Genomic DNA, 16,909 nt, shown 5'->3' on the forward strand with positions numbered 1-16,909 from the left:
ACCCGCTGCCGGAATATCCGCGGCCGCAGCTGACCCGCACCGACTGGCAGAGCCTCAACGGCATCTGGCAGTTCGCCGGCGCCTCGAACATCAGCACTCCGCCCACCGGGCAGACCCTCGGTGAGGAGATCCTGGTGCCGTACCCGATCGAGAGCGCGCTCTCCGGGATCATGCGACGCCAGGACTACTCGTACTACCGCCGCACCTTCACCGTCCCGGCCGGCTGGACCGGCAAGAACGTCCAGCTCAACTTCGGTGCCGTGATGTGGCAGTCGAAGGTCTGGGTCAACGGCACGCTGCTCGGCACGCACGAGGGCGGCTACGACAAGTTCTCGTACGACATTTCGGGCGTTTTACAGAGTGGCGCCAACGAGATCATCGTCGGGGTCTGGAACCCGGTCGAGACCCAGGACATCCCGGTCGGCAAGCAGCGGATCAGCCGCGGCGGCATCTTCTACACGCCATCGAGCGGCATCTGGCAGACGGTGTGGCTCGAGCCGACCAACTCGGCGCGGATCACCCGCCTCGACACCACGCCCAACGTCGCGGCCGGCGGGCTCGACCTGATCGTGCAGGCGGCGAACGCGAGCGGCCAATCCGTCACCGCGCAGGTGGTCTCCGGCGGCACCGTGGTCGGCACGGCCACCGGCACGGTTGGCACGTCGTTCCGGGTAACTGTGCCGAATGCCCGTCTCTGGTCGCCGGACGACCCGTACCTCTACGACCTGCGGGTCACGCTGGGCAGCGGCGACACGGTCGGCGGCTACTTCGGCATGCGCTCGCTCGGCAAGGCGATGCTCGGCGGGGTGCTGCGCCCGACCCTCAACGGCAAGTTCGTCTACCAGCTCGGCACCCTCGACCAGGGTTACTGGCCGGACGGCGTCTACACCGCGCCGACCGACACCGCCCTGCGCTTCGACCTCGAACAGCAGAAGGCCATGGGCTTCAACATGGTCCGCAAGCACATCAAGGTAGAGAACGACCGCTGGTTCTACTGGGCCGACCGACTCGGCCTGATGGTCTGGCAGGACATGCCCGCCCTGGCCAGCGGACGGGAGCCGTCGACGGCCGGCCGCACCCGGTTCGAGAAGGAACTCAAGGAGATGGTCGATGAGCACAAGGGCATCACGTCGATCGTCCAGTGGGTCCCGTTCAACGAGGGCTGGGGCGAGTACGACGCCGGCCGGATCACCGATCTGGTGAAGAGCTGGGACCCGATCCGGATGGTCAACCACGACTCCGGCTCGAACTGCTGCGACTCCGACCCGGACCCGGGCAACGGCGACGTGATCGACGACCATGTGTACGTCGGTCCCGGCATCGGCCGCGCGCCGACCGCGACCCGGTTCGTGGTCAACGGCGAGTACGGCGGGCTCGGCCTGCGAACCACTCACGAGTGGCCGACCAGCGGCAAGTTCGCCTACGAGTGGCTCGCCGACTCGAACGCGCTGACCAGCCGATACGTCCAGATCACCGGCCGGCTGATCGACCTGATCAACGGCAGCGGGCTGTCCGGCTCGGTCTACACCGAGCCGACGGACGTGGAGGAAGAGCTCAACGGCTTCTACACGTACGACCGTCAGGTCGCGAAGATGGACCTGGCCCGGGTGCGTGAGGTCAACCTCCGGGTGCTCGGCGCGGCGACCGGTGCCACCCTCTCCACCGGCAAGCTGGTCTCGCTGAAGGTGACCACGCCCGGCTACACCAACCGCTACCTGCGGCACTCGGCCGGCGCGGCCCGCACCGACGTGATCAGCACCTCCAGTTCGACCGCCGACCGCCAGGACGCCACATACCGGGTCCGGCCCGGCCTGTCGAACAGCGCCTGCTACTCGTTCGAGTCGCGCAACTTCCCCGGTCAGTACCTGCGGCACCGCGGCTACCGGGTCTACCGCGAGGCGAACACCGGCGGCACGTTCGCGGCCGACGCCACCTTCTGCGCCCGGCCCGGGCTCTCCGGCGGCGGCACCTCGCTGGAAGCGTCCAACCTGGCCGGCTACTTCATGCGGCACCGCAGCGACGAGGTCTGGATGGACGCCAACACCGGCGGTTCGTTCACCGACGACGCGACCTGGCAGGTGACCACCCCGCTGTGGCGCAGCGGCGCCGACCTCACGGTCGGGGCGAACCGCTCGTTCCGGGTCACCACCGCCGGTTACGACACCCGCTACCTGCGGCACCGGGACAGCCTGGCCCGCACCGACGTGATCACCACGGGCAGCTCGCTCACCGACCGGCAGGACGCCACCTTCACGGTCCGCACCGGCCTGGCCGACAACAGTTGCTACACATTCGAGTCGGTCAACTACCCGGGGCGGTACCTGCGGCACGCGGCCTACCGGCTGCAGACGGCGACCAACGACGGGACGACGACGTTCCAGCAGGACGCCACCTTCTGCGCGCAGCCCGGTCTGAGCGGCGCCAACCTCTCGCTCGAATCCCTCAACTACCCGGGCTACTACTGGCGGCACTACGCCGAAGCGGTCTACATCGCCACCAATGGCGGCGGCAACACCTGGGACTCGCCGGGCAGCTACAGCGCCGACGCGACCTGGAACAACGCGAATCCACTGGGGTAAAGATGCTGGAAGTCCTCGACGTCTCCAAGATATTTCCGGGCGTGCGTGCCCTCGACCAGGTCTCGTTCCGGCTGCAGGCCGGCGAGGTGCACGCCCTGGTCGGCGAGAACGGTGCCGGCAAGTCCACTTTGATCAAGGTGCTCACCGGCGTCTACCAACCGGACTCCGGCGAGCTCCGCTACGACGGTCGAACCGCCCAATTCGGTACACCGATGGACGCCCAGCACGCCGGAATCTCCACGATCTATCAGGAAGTCAACCTCATCCCGCTGATGAGCGTGGCCCACAACCTGTTCCTCGGTCGCGAGCCGAGGAACAGGCTGGGCCTGCTCGACGAGAACCGGATGCACCGCGATGCGCGGGAGATCCTGGCCGGGTACGGCGTGACCGCCGACGTCCGCCGCCGGCTCGGCACCCTCGCGCTCGGCGAACAGCAGATGGTCGCCCTGGCCCGGGCCGTGATGATCGACGCCAAGGTCGTCATCATGGACGAGCCCACCTCGTCGCTCGAACCGCGCGAGGTGGAGACCCTCTTCGGGGTCATCCGCGAACTGCACGGCCGGGGCATCGGCATCATCTACGTCAGCCACCGGCTCGACGAGCTCTACCAGATCTGCGACGCCGTCACGATCCTGCGCGACGGCAAGGTCGTGCACACCGGCAAGCTCGCCGACCTGGAACGCATTCGCCTGGTGTCGCTGATGCTCGGGCGGGAGATGTCCGAGGTGCGGCGCGAAGGAGCGACAGCCTTCTCCGGCGCGGCGACCGGCGACACCGGCGCCGCGCCGGTCCTCCGCGCAAGCGGCCTGACCAGCCGGCGGAAACTGCACGACATCAGCTTCGAGGTGCGACCGGGCGAGGTGGTCGGCCTCGGTGGCCTGCTCGGCGCCGGGCGCAGCGAAACGATCAAGGCGATCGGCGGCGCGTATCCGCTGGACAGCGGCGACGTGCAGGTCAATGGCGTCGATCTGAAGAAGCCGACGACCGTGCGAGCCGTCCGGGCCGGCATCGCCGTACAACCCGAGGACCGCAAGGCCGAGGGGATCATCGCGGGCCTTTCGGTACGGGAGAACATCGCGCTCGCCGTACTCCCCCAGCTCTCCCGCCTCGGCCTGGTCTCCGAATCCAAGATCGACGCGATCGTCGAGAAGTACATGACCCGCCTGCGGATCAAGGCGTCCAGTCCCCACCAGCTCGTCGGCGACCTCTCCGGCGGCAACCAGCAGAAGGTGCTGCTGGCCCGCCTGCTCGCCACCGGGCCCAAGGTGCTGCTGCTCGACGAGCCCACCCGCGGCATCGACGTCGGCGCCAAGGCCGAGGTGCAGTCGCTGATCGACGAGCTCGCCGCCGAGGGGCTCGGCGTCGTGCTGGTCTCCTCGGACGCCGAGGAGCTGATCGAGGGCGCCGACCGCGTGGTGGTGCTGCGCGACGGCGTCGTCGTCGGCGTCCTCACCGGCGCCCAGGTGACCACCGAGGACCTGATGTCCGCGATCGCGGCGGGAGGAAACGAGTGACGACACAGGTCGCGGCCCGGCCGGCCCTCAACCTCAAGGGGCTCCCCCAATACGGCGTCTACCTGGCCATCCTGCTGCTGGTTCTCTACAACATCTTCTTCACCCCGTACTTCCTGACCTGGAGCAACGTACGCATCCAGCTCATCCAGGTGGCGCCGATCGTGATCGTGGCGCTCGGCATGGCGCTGGTGATCGGCACCGAGGGCATCGATCTGTCGGTCGGCTCGGTGATGGCCCTGGCCGCCGCGCTCATCCCGCTCTACCTGGGGTACGGCGTGGTCGCCGCGATCCTGGCGTCACTGGTCGCGGGGGTGGCGGTCGGGTTCATCAACGGCGTACTCGTCGCCCGAGTGGGTTTGCAGCCGATCGTCGCCACCCTGGCCCTCTTCGTCGGCGGCCGCGGCCTGGCCGTGGTGATCAGCGAAGGCAAACTCAAAGACGTCCGCAACCCCGACCTCATCTATCTCGGCTCGGGTGACCTGTTCGGCATCCCGGTGCTGGTCTGGATCGCCGCCGCCTTGGTGCTGGTCGTCGCGTTCCTGGTGCGGCGCACCGTTTTCGGCCGCCGGCTGCTCGCCGTCGGCGGCAACCGTCCGGCCACCGAGCTGGCCGGCCTGCCGGTCAAGCGGGTGCTGATCACCGTGTACGTGCTCTGCGCGGTGCTCGCCTCGATCGCCGGCCTGCTCAGCGTGGCCCGCATCCAGTCCAGCGACGCCTCCGCGGTCGGCCTGCTCATCGAGCTCTCCGCGATCACCGCGGTGGTGGTCGGCGGCACCCCGCTCACCGGCGGCAAGGTGCGCGTCCTCGGCACCGTGGCCGGCGCCCTGCTGATGCAACTGGTGATCGCCACCATGATCAAACACAACCTGCAGCCGTCCACGACCGAGATGGTGCAGGCCGTCATCATCCTGATCGCGGTCTACGTGGCACGAGAGAGGAAGACCCGGTGACGGTCTCTGTCGCGCGAGAGAGGAAGACCCGGTGACCATGGGAATCGCCGAACCCCGAGTGGCGGCCGCCGCGGACACCCGCCGCGAGGAGCGCACCGACCGGATCGTCGGCATCGTGCAGCGCCAGGGTGCGCCGGCCGTCCTGATCCTGGTCGTGCTGATCTCGCTGGCCGCCTTCCCGAACTTCCGCAGTTTCGACAACACCGCGACGATCCTGGTCGCGGCGGCACCACCGATGCTGATCGCGCTCGGCATGACCTTCGTGATCCTGACCGGCGGCATCGATCTGTCGGTGGGTTCGCTCTACGTGCTCGGCGGCGTCCTTGCGGCCTGGGCCTCGCAGTACGGCTTCGTCGCGGCGTTCGCGGCACCCCTGCTGGTATGCGGGGCGATCGGTGTCGCGAATGGACTGCTCATCGCGTACACCCGAATGGCTCCTTTTATTGTGACTTTGGCGGCGCTGCTCGGCGCGCGCGGTCTCATGCGAGCGATCAGTTCCGAGGGTTCCGAGACCTTTCTGGTGAAGAGCGACGCGTTCCGGCGGCTCGGCAACGGCTCGTTCCTCGACATCGGCTACCAGGTGTGGCTGGTCGCCGGGCTGGTGGTGCTCGGCATGGTGCTGCTGGCCCGCACCGGATTCGGGCGCGCGGTCTACGCGGTGGGCGGCAGCGAGGACGCGGCCGCGCTGATGGGCGTCGCGGTACGCCGTACCAAAGTCTGGGTCTATGTGATGTCGGGTTTGCTGGCCGGCGTGGCCGGCGCGATCAACGCGGCCAAGCTCGGTTCCGGGGTGACCGTCCTCGGCACCGGCATGGAGCTGGACGCGATCGCCGCCGTGGTGATCGGCGGGACGCTGCTGACCGGCGGTGCCGGCTCGATCGCCGGAACCGTGGCGGGCGTGCTGCTGCTCGGCGTCATCCAGAACCTGATCAACCAGGTCGGCAACCTGAACAGCAACTGGCAGCAGGTGATCAGCGGAACGTTCCTGGCCCTGGTCGTGGTCGCGCAGACCTACCTGGTGAAACTCCGCAGGATCAACTAATCGAGTTTCGCGGTGCCGAGCACGTGGCCGTCGGTGTCGGCGACGCTCACCGAGCTGACGTTGCGCAGCTGGAACGAGCTGGCCCCGATCACCTTCGCACTGCCGCTCACCGTCGGCCCCCACACCGCCGCCTGCTCGACCTTGCCCTCGACGTTGTGCACCTCGCACAGGAACGGGCCCTCGCCGCGCAGTTTCGTCACGTCCAGCGCCACCGACACGCCCCACATCTTCGGGGTGAGCACGGCCTGGCCGGTCAGGCCGCTGCCCTCGGCGGGCTCGAACCGCGCGGTCACCAGCTCGGCACTGGGCAGCACCGAGGACGGCTGGTTGGCGGTCCGGTTGTTGCGGATCACGCCCGCGCCGACCACCATCGCGATCAGCACCGCGGCGGCCGCGGCCAGCCAGCGCACCCGGGCCGCCCGCTTCTCCCGGCCGCGTTCCGACCGCATGCGGCGCAGCAGGCCCTCGATGTTCTCCGCCGACGGGCGGGCGGACAGGCTGACCGGCGGTCCGGCCACGACCCCGGCCGTCCGCTGGGCGTCCGGCAGGCGTTGCAAGAGTTCCGGTACGGGCGCCAGGCGCTCCAACTCGTCGCGACACTCGTCGCAGTCCCGCAGGTGCGCATCGAGCCGATCGGTGTCGGTCTCGTCGAGGCCGCCGAGAAGATAGCCACCGAGCAGCCGCCGAAGTTCGTCGTGTTCCGCGTTCACCGGAGAACCCCCATCTCCTCGAACGCCGTCCGCAACGCCCGGACCGCGTAATAGGCCCGGGATTTGACGGTTCCCTCGGGTACGGACAGTTGGCGGGCCGCCTCGGCCACACTCCGCCCCTCGTAATACATCGCCTTGACCACGGCCTGGTGATCGTCGGACAGCCGCTCCAGCGCCTCGGCCACCAGCCAGCCCTCCACCATCTGGTCGACGTTGTCCTCGACCGGCATGGCGTTGACCGCGGTCTCGTCGCCCACCAGATGCGGGCGGCGCTGCTCGGCCCGCCAGGCGTTGGTGACCACGTTGCGCGCGATGGTGAGCAGGTAGGAGCGGGTGCGGCCCTGATCGGTGTCGAGATGGTCGATGTGTTTCCAGGCGCGCAGCAGGGTTTCCTGCACCATGTCCTCGGCGCGATGCCGGTCGTGCACATATCGCAGGACGAAGCTGAGCAGGACCGCGTAGTGCTCGGTATAGAGCGCGGTCATCAGCTCCTCGTCGGGGCTCACCCGTCGCCTCATCCCCGTGCCTCTCGCCTCCGGCTACGTCCCGTCGCCAACAACTTGTACACCGTCGAGCTGAAGACGGTTCGACGAAAACGTGCCGGATACGGGACGATGCCCGGTCCCCCTCGCCGGGACCGGGCATCGCGTCACGTGGAACTTCAGCAGGTGCCGCCGCCGCCGTACCGGAAGGAGCGCGGGGGCGCCGGCTTGATCCCGTAATAGGACAGCTGCTCGGCCGACTTACCCGTTTCCTTGTCCAGGGCGGGGTAGGTGAACTCCATCGACACCTGGGGGTTGATGTACGCCGTAGTGGTGAAGTAGGCGGACGTGGCCGCCACCTTGGGATCCGGGTCCAGCGGGTTCACCGCGTTGCCCATGTCGGTGCAGGTCTTCTCCGCGTTGGAGACGGCCACCTCACCGAAGAGCTGGACGAGACCCGTCTCCTCGAACTCCACACCCTCGTCGTTCCAGAGCTGCTCGGGGAAGTAACCGATCCACTCCGAGTCGTACGCGATCCACCAGCCGCCGTTCGTGTACTCGATGCCGAACCGCTTGGTGCCGAGCGGGAGGGTGTCACCGGGCTTGACGTTCTTGCTGTACTGCACCCAGCCGCAGCCGTTGTAGCAGCTTTCCTCTTTGTTGACCCAGTGGTAGACGAACAGGTGCGGATCCTCGCTGCCCTTGTTGGTCAGGCGGTCGACGGTCCAGCCGACCTCGACGATCTGCTTGCTGTCGCCCGACTGCACGGCGAGCTCGGCGAGGGTGTGGTAATCGTTGTCGGCCAGCCACGGCTTGGCGATCGTGATCGTGGAGTAGACGCCCTTCGACACGACGTCCTGCCGGGCGGTGCTGTAGATGTAGTCGACGTCGTAGTCGTCGTCGGCCTTGGCGGCCGGCGGCAGCGGCGGCGGAACGTCGGTCTTCTCGGTGAGCAGCGACGAGGACGTCGTCCGGCCGGTGCGGCCCTTCGGCCCGTAGCGGCCACGCGGCTGAATCGAACCGCTCGCGTCGGCGGCGGCCGCGTCGGCGCCCTCGGCGCGCAGCGTCTTGCTGTCGGCGCCGGCCCGGCCCTTGCGGATGCTCGTCGGGCGCTCGCCCCACGGCAGAAGGGCCGGCGGGGTCGCCGTGGTGCTGATGCCACCGGTCGGGGAGTCGGCGACGGGAGTCGTCAGTTGGGGGGCGCCCGTGATCTGCTCCGCACCCGCGTTCAGCGTGGAGACGACGCCGATGGCGCCGACTACGGCTACGGCAAGGCCGGCGGCGAGTAGACCGCGGCGTGACTTCAACACGTGTCCGTCCTCGTTGATCGGGGGGTCAGAGGCGGTGGGCGAGGCGACCTCCGGCACCGGTTCTCGGCGGCGACCGTCACCATATAGCTTCCTCGATTCCAGAAGCTCTCGCCGACGGGATTTCCGCCTTAACGGCTGAGGCAGCCAGCCGATCCGGTGATGCGAGTTTCAATTTCCACGACTCAGCGTGTTCAGACGATCGCACAGTGCGGCATTTTGCCTATTCTTAAGAAAGAGGCAAAGCGCTACGAGCTTCTTTCAGGTCCAGTGCCGGAGTCATGGCCGGGATCCGGGCGCTCGCACGCACCGCCGATGGCGCGGCGACACACACCGTAACCGAGGTGGGAGCGCTCCTGGAAGTGCCCGGAGCACTGGTCTGGGTGGACATTCCGGAATGCACGGATGAGGCAATCGCGCTGCTCACCGACGTTCTCGGGTGTCACCCGCTGACGGTCCGCGACTGTATGCAACGAAACCGCGTGCCCCGTGTCCGGATTTATCCGTATCAGCAGCTCTTGATCCGGCACGGACCGGAGCGGGGCCCGTCGGGTCATGTCCACTATCTCGAACTCGACCAGATAATCGGCGAAAAGTATGTCGTCACCGTGCACGGCCCGATCAATCCGGCCCTTTCCCTGGAAGTCGCACTCCGGGAGACCGAGGGAGTGCGGCGCCGGCTGGAGAACGGTCGGTTCCGGCCCGATTCGCCGTACGAGCTGGCCTATGCGATCACCTCCTCCTTGATCCATCGCCTCGAGGTCTTCATCGAGGAGGTGACCACCGACGTCTGGCACCTGGAGCAGCGGGTCACCGTGATCGCCGGCGCTGCTGCTGACGTGGGCCAAGCGTCGCGGCCGGTGGTAGAGAAAGTTTCTCCCATATGCCGGAACCGGGTTGACCGGTGATCTCCGACCGGGCCACGATGATCCTCATGCAGCGGACGGGTATCCCTCTCGTCGCCGACCTGGCGACCGATCTGGCGCACTGCGCCAGCGCATGCTGTCCCAGCTGAGCAGCGTATTCCGCTTTTCCACCCTGCTTCGCTGATTTTTTCGCCCACAAGACCGCGCTTACCGCTATCCTTGGCCGCAGTCGGGCGTTAAACCTATAGGACTGATAGGCAATGTATGCTAAACGAGGAGCTCCCGTGACCGCCGTCGACACACGCCTCGACCACCTCGCCGTCGCCGCCCGCTACGCGGCCACCTCCGACGAATGGCCGGTGGCACCCCGGTTCAACCCGGCCAACCGGTGGTACGAGCGGCTTGCCGTGGCCGACGACCACGAGGTCTGGCTGCTGACCTGGCTGCCCGGCCAGTGCACCGAGCTGCACGACCACGGTGGCTCGGCCGGCGCGTTCCACGTCTTCGCCGGCACCCTCACCGAGGACACCGTGTCGCTGCCGGCCGGCGGGCCGGCCCGGATCACCGGCCGCGAGCTGGGCGAAGGCGCCGGCCGCCGGTTCGGCACCCGGCACATCCACCGGATCACCAACCGGTCCTCACGCCCGGCGGTCAGCATCCACGTCTACGGCCCGGCGCTCACCACCATGACCAAGTACCGGATCGGTGCGGGCGGCGGCCTCGAGGTGCTCACCGTCGAGAAGGCCGGTGCACAGTGGTGACCGCGCCCCCGATGAGCATCGACGAGATCCTGGCGAAGGCCCGCACCCGGCTGACCCGGCTCGGCCCGTTCGAGACGGCCGCGGCCCTGGGTCGCGGTGCCGTGCTGGTCGACATCCGGCCGGCCGCGCAGCGGGCCGAGTTCGGCGAGATCCCGGGCGCCGTGATCATCGAGCGCAACGTCCTGGAGTGGCGGCTCGACCCGCGCAGCGACGCCCGGCTGCCGTTCGCCGGCTCGTACGACCTGGAGGTCATCGTGACCTGCCAGGAGGGTTACACCAGCAGCCTGGCCGCGGCCTCGCTGCAGGACCTGGGCCTGGCGAAGGCGACCGACCTGGCCGGCGGCTTCGCCGCGTGGCGGGCCGCCGGCCTGCCGACCGTCTAGTGCGCCACCTCGTCCTCGGGCCTGGCCTCCTTCGGAAGCAGGAAGGCCAGCCCGAAGGCGAGCATCAGCAGCAGCACGGTCACCCCGGTGGTCCGGATCGTGGTGGCCTGGAACCCGGCGCGCACCTGCTCCTGGGCGTACGCCGCGATCTCCGGGTTTGATCCGGAGCCCTGGCAGCTGGCCGGCACCACGTCGGGGTCGTCCGCGGCGGCGCGGTCACGCAGACAGTCCCGGATCCCGCTGATCACCGCGGGCTGGGTGTCGGACGGAACCCCGGCCGTGGTCAGCACCGAACGCAGCTCGGCCGACGAGTCGTCCACGTGCGACGCCACCTGGCTGGGCAGCAGCGCGAAGAAGATCGTGCCGAGCACCGCGATGCCGAACGCACCGCCGAGTTGCTGCACCGAGGTGAGCGCGCCGGAGGCCGAGCCGGTCTCCTCGTTGTCGACCCCGGCCAGCACGATGTTGAAGAACGGCGCCATGGCCAGGCCCATCCCGGCGCCGACCAGCAGCATCGAGGGAATCATGTGCCACGGCGTGATGTCCGGCCCGGCCAGCTGCACGGTCAGCGCGAACGCGGCCACGCCGACGGTCATCACCACCGTGCCGAGCAGCAACAGCTTGCGGCCGAGTCGCTCGGTGAGCCCGGCGCCGGCCGCGATGAAGCCGACCACCGTGCCGAGTGCCTGCGGCAGCGTGGTGAGACCGGCCTTGAGCGGCGAATAGCCGAGACCGATCTGCAGGTAGAACGTCATCACCAGGCCGGTGCCGATGAGCGCGCCGAAGAAGACCAGACCGAGCGCGAGCCCGCCGGAGAACGCCCGCTTGCGGAACAGGCTGGGCGTGACCAGCGGATCGAGGTGGTTGCGTTCGCGCCGGGCCTCGAACATCGCGAACAGGCCGAAGATCACCACGCCGGCCGCCAGCATCACGAAGCACCAGACCGGCCAGTCCAGCTCGCGGCCCTGCACCAGCGGGTAGAGCAGCAGGAACGCGCCGACCGCGGCCAGCACCACGCCGAGGCCGTCGAGGCGCGGCGCCTTCTCGCTCTTGAACTCGGGCAGGAACCTGATCGCCCCGAGCACCGCGAACAGGCCGAGCGGCAGGTTGATGAAGAAGATCATGCGCCAGCCGGAACCGAAGTAGTCGGCGTCGACCAGCCAGCCGGCCAGGATCGGGCCGCCGACCGAGGAGAGGCCCATCACCGGCCCGAACGCGCCGAACGCCTTGGCCTGCTCGGCCGGGGTGAACAGCTGCTTGATCATGCCGAGGCCCTGCGGCAGCATCACGGCACCGAACAGGCCCTGCACCGCCCGGCCGACGATCAGCTGGGTGGGCGTCTGGGCGAGGCCGCAGGCGAGCGAGGCGAGGGTGAAGCCGATCGCCCCGATCAGGAACATCCGCCGGCGGCCGTAGATGTCGCCGAGCCGCCCGCCGGTGAGCAGCCCGATCGCCATGGCCAGGGTGTACGCCGCGCCGAGCCACTGGATCAGGCTGTAGGACCCGCCCAGCTCGGTGCGGATGGACGGGCCGGCGATGTTGGTGACCAGGGAGTCGAGGAGATCCATCACCTCGACGGCGAGGATCACGAAGAGCGCGACCCACCGATGTCGGTAGGTGCCGGGTGCGTTTGGAGCCGTCTTTTGAACAGTGTTCGTCGTCACGAACACCGTTCTACTGGCGAACACCGTTCGCGTCAAGTAAATTAGCCGACGATGAGAGAATCTCCGTGGCGTCGGCCGGCGAAGCCCGAGCGCCCCACCAAGGTCCCCTTGAGTCAGGCGCAGATCGTCGAGGCCGCCCTGCGCATCGTCAAGACCGAGGGCGTCGACGGGGTGAGCATGCGGCGCATCGCCGCCGAGTTCGACACCGGCCCGTCCAGTCTGTACGCCCACGTGACCAGCAAGGACGAGCTGCTCCAGCTGATGTTCGAAGAGGTGTGCGGCCTGGTCGAGGTCCCGCCGTTCGACGCGGCCCGGTGGCAGGAGCAGGTGCGCGAGATCGCCCGCAACGGCCACCGGGCGCTGGCCGACCACTACGACCTGGCCCGCACCGCGCTGGGCACCGTCCCCAGCGGACCGAACGCGATGCGCATCTCCGAGGCGATGCTCACCCTCATGCTGGCCGGCGGCGTGCCATCGCGGGTCGCCGCCTGGGCGATGGACCGGATCTTCCTCTACATCACCGCCGACGCCTACGAGATGTCGATCTGGCGCGGCGAGGCCACCACGCCCACCGACATCCTGGAGCTCGGCGAGGACCTGGTGGCGTACTTCGAACAGCTCCCCGAGGACACCTATCCCAACCTTCGCAGGCACGCGCGCGACATGATCGGCGGCGGCACGGACGAGCGCTTCGAGCTGGGTCTCGACCTGCTCGTCGGCGGCCTCGACAAGTTTGTCAGGAAATAACCGATCAACGAGGTCTTCAATATCGACAAACTGATGCTGTTGATCCCAGCGGTTTTGTTGATACTGATCGCATGGAAGGTGACCCCCGGCTACCGGTGCCGGTGACGGCGTTCGGTCCGCTACACCTTCTGGCGATCCGGGTGCACCGGCTGGTCAACACCGGCCGGTGCCGCGAGGGCATCGAGGCCGCCGACGCCTACCTCGCCATCGCCCGGCAATGCGGCGATCATCGCACCGAGCATTTCCTGCTCCAGGGCAAGATGTACGCCAACCTCTACATGGGCCGGTACCGCGAAGGCGCCGAGCTGGCCGACCGGTTGTTGCGCGCGCACCGGGCCGCCGGCTCGGCGCTCGGTGAGGCCAAGACCCTCTGCGACCTGGCCCAGTTCGACGTGCTGCGCTCCCGCTACGTCGACGGCATGCGCAACCTGGCCCGCGCCGCCGTCCTGCTCGACGTCGCCCATCCCGGCCGCGACCGGCGGATCTCCGCCCTCTGCTCGTTCGCCGAGGCCGCCACGGCCGCCGAGATGTACGAGATCGCGTCCGCCACCTACGAGCACCTCAGCGAGGCCACCAACGCGTTCGACCTGGTGCACGCGACGACGCTGCTCTACTGGGGACTCCGGCTGAACCACATCGGACGCCACGACGAGGGCGCCACCCGCCTGCGCCGCTGCGTCGCGATCACCCGCCCGCACGTCGAGGAACGCCCCGACGACGTGCGCGCCGCCGCCATGCTGGCCCTGGCTCTGGCCAAGCTGGGCGACCTGATCCCGGCCGAGAAACTCGCCCGCGAGGCGATCATGCCGCTGCGCACGGCCGAGAACTACCAGCCGGCCCGGATGGCCCACCTAGCGCTGGGCCTGGTGCTGCGCGCGCAGGGCGCGCTGGTCGAGGCCCGCCGCGAGCTCGTCGCGGCCCGCGAGCTGTGCGCGTTCGGCGGTCGCCCCGACGAGAAACCCATCATCCGGTACGAATTGGCCCGCACCGCCCGGGAGACCGAGGACAGCCAATCGGCCCGCGACCTGTTCGAGGCGGTCGAGGGCCAGACCCGGGAGCTGTGGCGGGTCCGCCTGCAACGCCTGGCCATGCTCCGGCAGGCCCGCCAGCAGGAGGAGGCCGAGGCGGCCCGGGCCCACGCCGAACGCGAGGTGCTCCGCGACCCGCTGACCGGCCTGGGCAACCGCCGCCGCTTCGACCTGCTCCTGGACCGCATCGACACCGGCCACCTGGCCGCCCCGCTGGTGCTGCTGCTGGTCGACGTCGACCACTTCAAGGCGGTCAACGACGCCTACTCCCACTCGGTCGGCGACCGAGCGCTGCGCGAGGTGGCCCACATCCTGCGGGCCCACTGCCGGACCGAGGACGTCCCGGTCCGCTACGCCGGCGACGAGTTCACCGTCTTCCTCCGCGGCGACCTGACGGTAGGCCGCGAGGTGGCCGAACGAATCCGGGCCGCGGTGGCCGGATCGAACATCATCCCCGGCGTAAACCTGACGGTGAGCGTCGGCCTGGCCGCCCTGACCGACGGCCTGACCGGCGAGACCCTGTTCCGCCAGGCCGACGAGCGCCTCTACGCCGCCAAATTCAGCGGCCGCAACACCACCGCCTTCTAGAGCGGCTTGACGACGTTGGACTTGCCGCTGTAGAGGCTTCGGGTGCCGTCCACATCTCTCGGGGTGTCAGGGGCGTCCAGCCAGATGATGTAGGGAGCGCCCGAGGTCAGGCCGGTCAGGGTGGCGGAGACCGTGCAGTTGTCGCCGGCCTGCACCGTCTGCCACGACGGCTCGGGCTGGGGGCCCAGAACCAGGCCCTGCGGCACCGCGGTGATCCGGTAGTACGAGCCGTACTTCGATGGCCACTGGACCGTGAAACCACCGGAGATCGGGGTGATCACCATCGGGATCAGGACCAGGCCGACAGTGTCCGGCCAGGCCACCGCACACGCCGAGCTGGTCGGCAGGAACGACACCGGTGGCAGGCCGCTCTTCGGGGAGAAGGTGCTGTTGGTGCCGGGGGTGGTGGTCGGGCTGCCGGAGTCGAGGCGCAGCCAGGGGCCGCTGGTCGGGGTGGGCGACGCCGAGGCGGTGGGCGTGGCGCTGCCACCACAACCGCTCAGCGCGAGCGGCAACACCGCCAGCGTGAGGACGATCCGCCGCATACGTACCCCTTAATCACTTCCTCTCACCTTCCGATCGGCGTGTGGGCCGCCGCACTTAGCGGCGCGGCAAAGATCCAACCCCGCGCGAGCAGGTCGTCGGTCGCCGCCACCGCGGCGCTCAGGCGCCGCCGATAGCTTCCGGTCAACACCAGGTGGGGTACGGGCTGGGCGTCGAGTTCGGCGCGGAAGCGGCCGGTCATCCAGGTCCGCAGGTGTTCGCCGTCGCGCAGCCCGTCGTCGTGGAAGGGGACGTCCCGGTCGTCGGTGAGCAGGTAGAGATCGGGACGGCGGACCCGGGCCCGCACCTCGGCCGACGTGCTGCCCAGGTAGCGCTCCTCCCAGATGGTGGTGGCGAAGGCGTCGGTGTCGCCGAACAGCACCGGCGAACCCTTCCGGGCGGCCCGGTCCTCGGCCCGATTCTGCTCCTCGGCGACCGTCACGAAGTCGTCCCGGTCCCAGGTGACGTCGAAGACCGTGGCCGCTGGCCGGTCGAGCTGAAGCTGGGCGAGCTTGCGTTCGGTGAGCTCGCGGCCGAACTCGGGCACCCAGCGGGTGTCCCGCCACGGGCCGCCACGCAGCCGGTAGTGCCGGGCCAGCGCGCGGGCCATCGTGGTGGTCCCGGTCGACTCGGCCCCTACGACCACGACCCGCTTCGCCAGCCAGCCGCGCACGCCGGGGCCGAGCAGGTGCCAGTGCGCGGGCGGGTCGGCCCGGACGGCGGTTCCGGACACCGGCACGGCGAGACGGTCGAGGTCGACGGTCACCGCCTCGGCCCCGAAGCGTTCGGCCAGCTCCGACCCGTACGCCTCGGAGGAGAAGACCGCATCCACCCGGTCGTCGCCGACGGCCGTCCGGAAGACGGCCATGTGCAGTTCCCAGACGTCCCGGTCGGCGTAGTCGACCGGATGGTCGTCGTGCACGCCGACGAATCGGACCCGCGGGCCGTGCGCCTCGCGCAGCCAGGCCAGGCGGGCCTCGAGCGGCACCGATTCCCGGGTCGACGGCGCGACCACCACGGTGACCCGTTCGCAGGCCGCCTCGGCCGCGGCGATCAGCGCGTGGTGGCCGGCGTGCGGTGGATAGAACTTGCCGACGATCAGACCGTGCCGGTACGTCACCTGGTGATCATCTCGCGCCGGGCCGTCTGCCAGGAGCGCAGGCCGAGGATGCACAGGGCGAGGAACGCCACGTAGAGGATCGCGGTGAGCCAGAGGTCCTTGTAGCCGTAGAGCGGGATGTAGATCAGGTCGGCGGCGATCCACAGCCACCAGTTCTCGATCAGCTTGCGGGTCTGGCCGTACGTCGCGAGCAGCGACAACGCGGTGGTGACCGCGTCGGCGAGCGGGACCGTCGACTCGGTGAGCCGATCGAGGAAGAGCCAGAGGCCGGCGGTCAGCAGCACCCCGGCGCCGGCCAGGCCGAGCCACTCGGGCCGGCTGGTGCGGCGGACCACGAGCCGGCTGCGCCGGGCGCCGCCGTAGAGCCAGGCCCACCAGCCGTAGATGCCGAGGACCACGTAGACGATCTGCAGGGTGGCGTCGGCGTACAGGCCGGCCGACCAGAAGACCACCATGAGCAGCAGGACGTTGAGGATGCCGAGCGGCCAGTTGAGGATGTGCTGCCGCACGAGCAGGGCCACGTTCACCAGGCCGGTGCCGAAGCCGAGCAGCTCGGCCCAGGTGGTCGGCGCCCCGAACGCGGTGAACGCGGCGCTCGTCAACCAATTGATCATGGTGCGAGCAT

The 16,909-nt window shown here is 69.1% G+C and carries 16 protein-coding genes; 9 read left to right on the forward strand and 7 right to left on the reverse strand.

Features of this window, described 5'->3' with window-relative positions:
* The 4 genes from Ato02nite_RS47580 to Ato02nite_RS47595 all read left to right on the forward strand — a co-directional run.
* The coding region (locus Ato02nite_RS47580; RefSeq protein ID WP_213013353.1) for an AbfB domain-containing protein at positions 1–2,579 on the forward strand (2,579 nt) is incomplete at its 5' end.
* A gap of 2 nt (positions 2,580–2,581) precedes the next feature.
* Positions 2,582–4,093, forward strand: a complete 1,512-nt coding sequence (locus Ato02nite_RS47585) for a sugar ABC transporter ATP-binding protein (RefSeq protein ID WP_213013354.1) — start codon at positions 2,582–2,584, stop codon at positions 4,091–4,093.
* On the forward strand, positions 4,090–5,043 hold the full coding sequence (locus tag Ato02nite_RS47590) for an ABC transporter permease (RefSeq protein WP_213013355.1): 954 nt from the start codon (positions 4,090–4,092) through the stop codon (positions 5,041–5,043). Before Ato02nite_RS47585 ends, Ato02nite_RS47590 begins: the two co-directional genes overlap by 4 nt.
* Positions 5,044–5,080: 37 nt before the next feature.
* A complete protein-coding gene (locus tag Ato02nite_RS47595) occupies positions 5,081–6,085 on the forward strand; it encodes an ABC transporter permease (RefSeq protein WP_213013394.1) in 1,005 nt (334 codons plus the stop codon).
* On the opposite strand, the gene Ato02nite_RS47600 is transcribed toward Ato02nite_RS47595, so the two are convergent.
* The 3 genes from Ato02nite_RS47600 to Ato02nite_RS47610 all read right to left on the reverse strand — a co-directional run bounded on the left by Ato02nite_RS47600 (position 6,082) and on the right by Ato02nite_RS47610 (position 8,587).
* On the reverse strand, positions 6,082–6,795 hold the full coding sequence (locus tag Ato02nite_RS47600) for a zf-HC2 domain-containing protein (protein ID WP_213013356.1): 714 nt from the start codon (positions 6,793–6,795) through the stop codon (positions 6,082–6,084). The two genes, Ato02nite_RS47595 and Ato02nite_RS47600, sit on opposite strands and share 4 nt — an antisense overlap.
* Complete coding sequence (locus Ato02nite_RS47605) at positions 6,792–7,301, reverse strand: sigma-70 family RNA polymerase sigma factor (RefSeq protein ID WP_246608181.1); 510 nt, start codon at positions 7,299–7,301, stop codon at positions 6,792–6,794. The genes Ato02nite_RS47600 and Ato02nite_RS47605 overlap by 4 nt, the downstream gene beginning before the upstream one ends.
* A 155-nt stretch (positions 7,302–7,456) precedes the next feature.
* Entirely contained in the window at positions 7,457–8,587 is a 1,131-nt protein-coding gene (locus Ato02nite_RS47610) for a neprosin family prolyl endopeptidase (protein ID WP_246608182.1), read from the reverse strand.
* A gap of 278 nt (positions 8,588–8,865) precedes the next feature.
* On the opposite strand from Ato02nite_RS47610, the gene Ato02nite_RS47615 reads away from it, so the two are divergent.
* The 3 genes from Ato02nite_RS47615 to Ato02nite_RS47625 all read left to right on the forward strand — a co-directional run bounded on the left by Ato02nite_RS47615 (position 8,866) and on the right by Ato02nite_RS47625 (position 10,594).
* Positions 8,866–9,492 (forward strand): CorA family divalent cation transporter, encoded by a 627-nt coding sequence (locus Ato02nite_RS47615; protein WP_246608183.1) that lies wholly within the window; start codon positions 8,866–8,868, stop codon positions 9,490–9,492.
* Between the two features lie 242 nt (positions 9,493–9,734).
* Positions 9,735–10,211 carry a cysteine dioxygenase gene (locus tag Ato02nite_RS47620; RefSeq protein ID WP_246608184.1) on the forward strand — a complete coding sequence of 159 codons (477 nt, stop codon included), beginning with the start codon at positions 9,735–9,737 and terminating at the stop codon, positions 10,209–10,211.
* Positions 10,212–10,222: 11 nt separating this feature from the next.
* A complete protein-coding gene (locus tag Ato02nite_RS47625; protein WP_213013359.1) occupies positions 10,223–10,594 on the forward strand; it encodes a rhodanese-like domain-containing protein in 372 nt (123 codons plus the stop codon).
* Here Ato02nite_RS47625 and Ato02nite_RS47630 read toward each other — a convergent pair.
* A complete protein-coding gene (locus Ato02nite_RS47630; RefSeq protein ID WP_246608185.1) occupies positions 10,591–12,183 on the reverse strand; it encodes an MFS transporter in 1,593 nt (530 codons plus the stop codon). The genes Ato02nite_RS47625 and Ato02nite_RS47630 overlap by 4 nt on opposite strands.
* Before the next feature lie 126 nt (positions 12,184–12,309).
* On the opposite strand from Ato02nite_RS47630, the gene Ato02nite_RS47635 reads away from it, so the two are divergent.
* Both Ato02nite_RS47635 and Ato02nite_RS47640 read left to right on the forward strand, forming a co-directional pair.
* On the forward strand, positions 12,310–13,005 hold the full coding sequence (locus Ato02nite_RS47635) for a TetR/AcrR family transcriptional regulator (RefSeq protein WP_213013360.1): 696 nt from the start codon (positions 12,310–12,312) through the stop codon (positions 13,003–13,005).
* A 71-nt stretch (positions 13,006–13,076) separates the two neighbouring features.
* Positions 13,077–14,621, forward strand: coding sequence for a GGDEF domain-containing protein (locus tag Ato02nite_RS47640; RefSeq protein ID WP_213013361.1), 1,545 nt, complete (start codon positions 13,077–13,079; stop codon positions 14,619–14,621).
* Here the strand turns inward: Ato02nite_RS47640 and Ato02nite_RS47645 are convergent.
* The 3 genes from Ato02nite_RS47645 to pnuC are packed head-to-tail and all read right to left on the reverse strand — an operon-like array spanning position 14,618 to position 16,898.
* Positions 14,618–15,166, reverse strand: coding sequence for a hypothetical protein (locus tag Ato02nite_RS47645; protein ID WP_213013362.1), 549 nt, complete (start codon positions 15,164–15,166; stop codon positions 14,618–14,620). The genes Ato02nite_RS47640 and Ato02nite_RS47645 overlap by 4 nt on opposite strands.
* Positions 15,167–15,189: 23 nt before the next feature.
* Positions 15,190–16,284: an AAA family ATPase gene (locus Ato02nite_RS47650; protein WP_213013363.1), complete on the reverse strand. Its 1,095-nt coding sequence runs from the start codon at positions 16,282–16,284 to the stop codon at positions 15,190–15,192.
* Complete coding sequence (pnuC, locus tag Ato02nite_RS47655) at positions 16,281–16,898, reverse strand: nicotinamide riboside transporter PnuC (protein WP_213013364.1); 618 nt, start codon at positions 16,896–16,898, stop codon at positions 16,281–16,283. The genes Ato02nite_RS47650 and pnuC overlap by 4 nt, the downstream gene beginning before the upstream one ends.
* Positions 16,899–16,909: the final 11 nt, after the last annotated feature.

This window comes from Paractinoplanes toevensis (genome assembly GCF_018332695.1).
GTDB lineage: Bacteria > Actinomycetota > Actinomycetes > Mycobacteriales > Micromonosporaceae > Actinoplanes > Actinoplanes toevensis.

Excerpts from the sequence above, each read along its gene's own strand:
- Ato02nite_RS47585 (WP_213013354.1), top strand. The coding sequence starts at position 2,582 with ATGCTGGAAGTCCTCGACGTCTCCAAGATATTTCCGGGCGTGCGTGCC.
- Ato02nite_RS47595 (WP_213013394.1), top strand. The coding sequence starts at position 5,081 with ATGGGAATCGCCGAACCCCGAGTGGCGGCCGCCGCGGACACCCGCCGC.
- Ato02nite_RS47615 (WP_246608183.1), top strand. The coding sequence starts at position 8,866 with ATGGCCGGGATCCGGGCGCTCGCACGCACCGCCGATGGCGCGGCGACA.
- Ato02nite_RS47625 (WP_213013359.1), top strand. The coding sequence starts at position 10,223 with ATGAGCATCGACGAGATCCTGGCGAAGGCCCGCACCCGGCTGACCCGG.
- Ato02nite_RS47635 (WP_213013360.1), top strand. The coding sequence starts at position 12,310 with ATGAGAGAATCTCCGTGGCGTCGGCCGGCGAAGCCCGAGCGCCCCACC.
- Ato02nite_RS47640 (WP_213013361.1), top strand. The coding sequence starts at position 13,077 with ATGGAAGGTGACCCCCGGCTACCGGTGCCGGTGACGGCGTTCGGTCCG.
- Ato02nite_RS47645 (WP_213013362.1), bottom strand. The coding sequence starts at position 15,166 with ATGCGGCGGATCGTCCTCACGCTGGCGGTGTTGCCGCTCGCGCTGAGC.
- pnuC (WP_213013364.1), bottom strand. The coding sequence starts at position 16,898 with ATGATCAATTGGTTGACGAGCGCCGCGTTCACCGCGTTCGGGGCGCCG.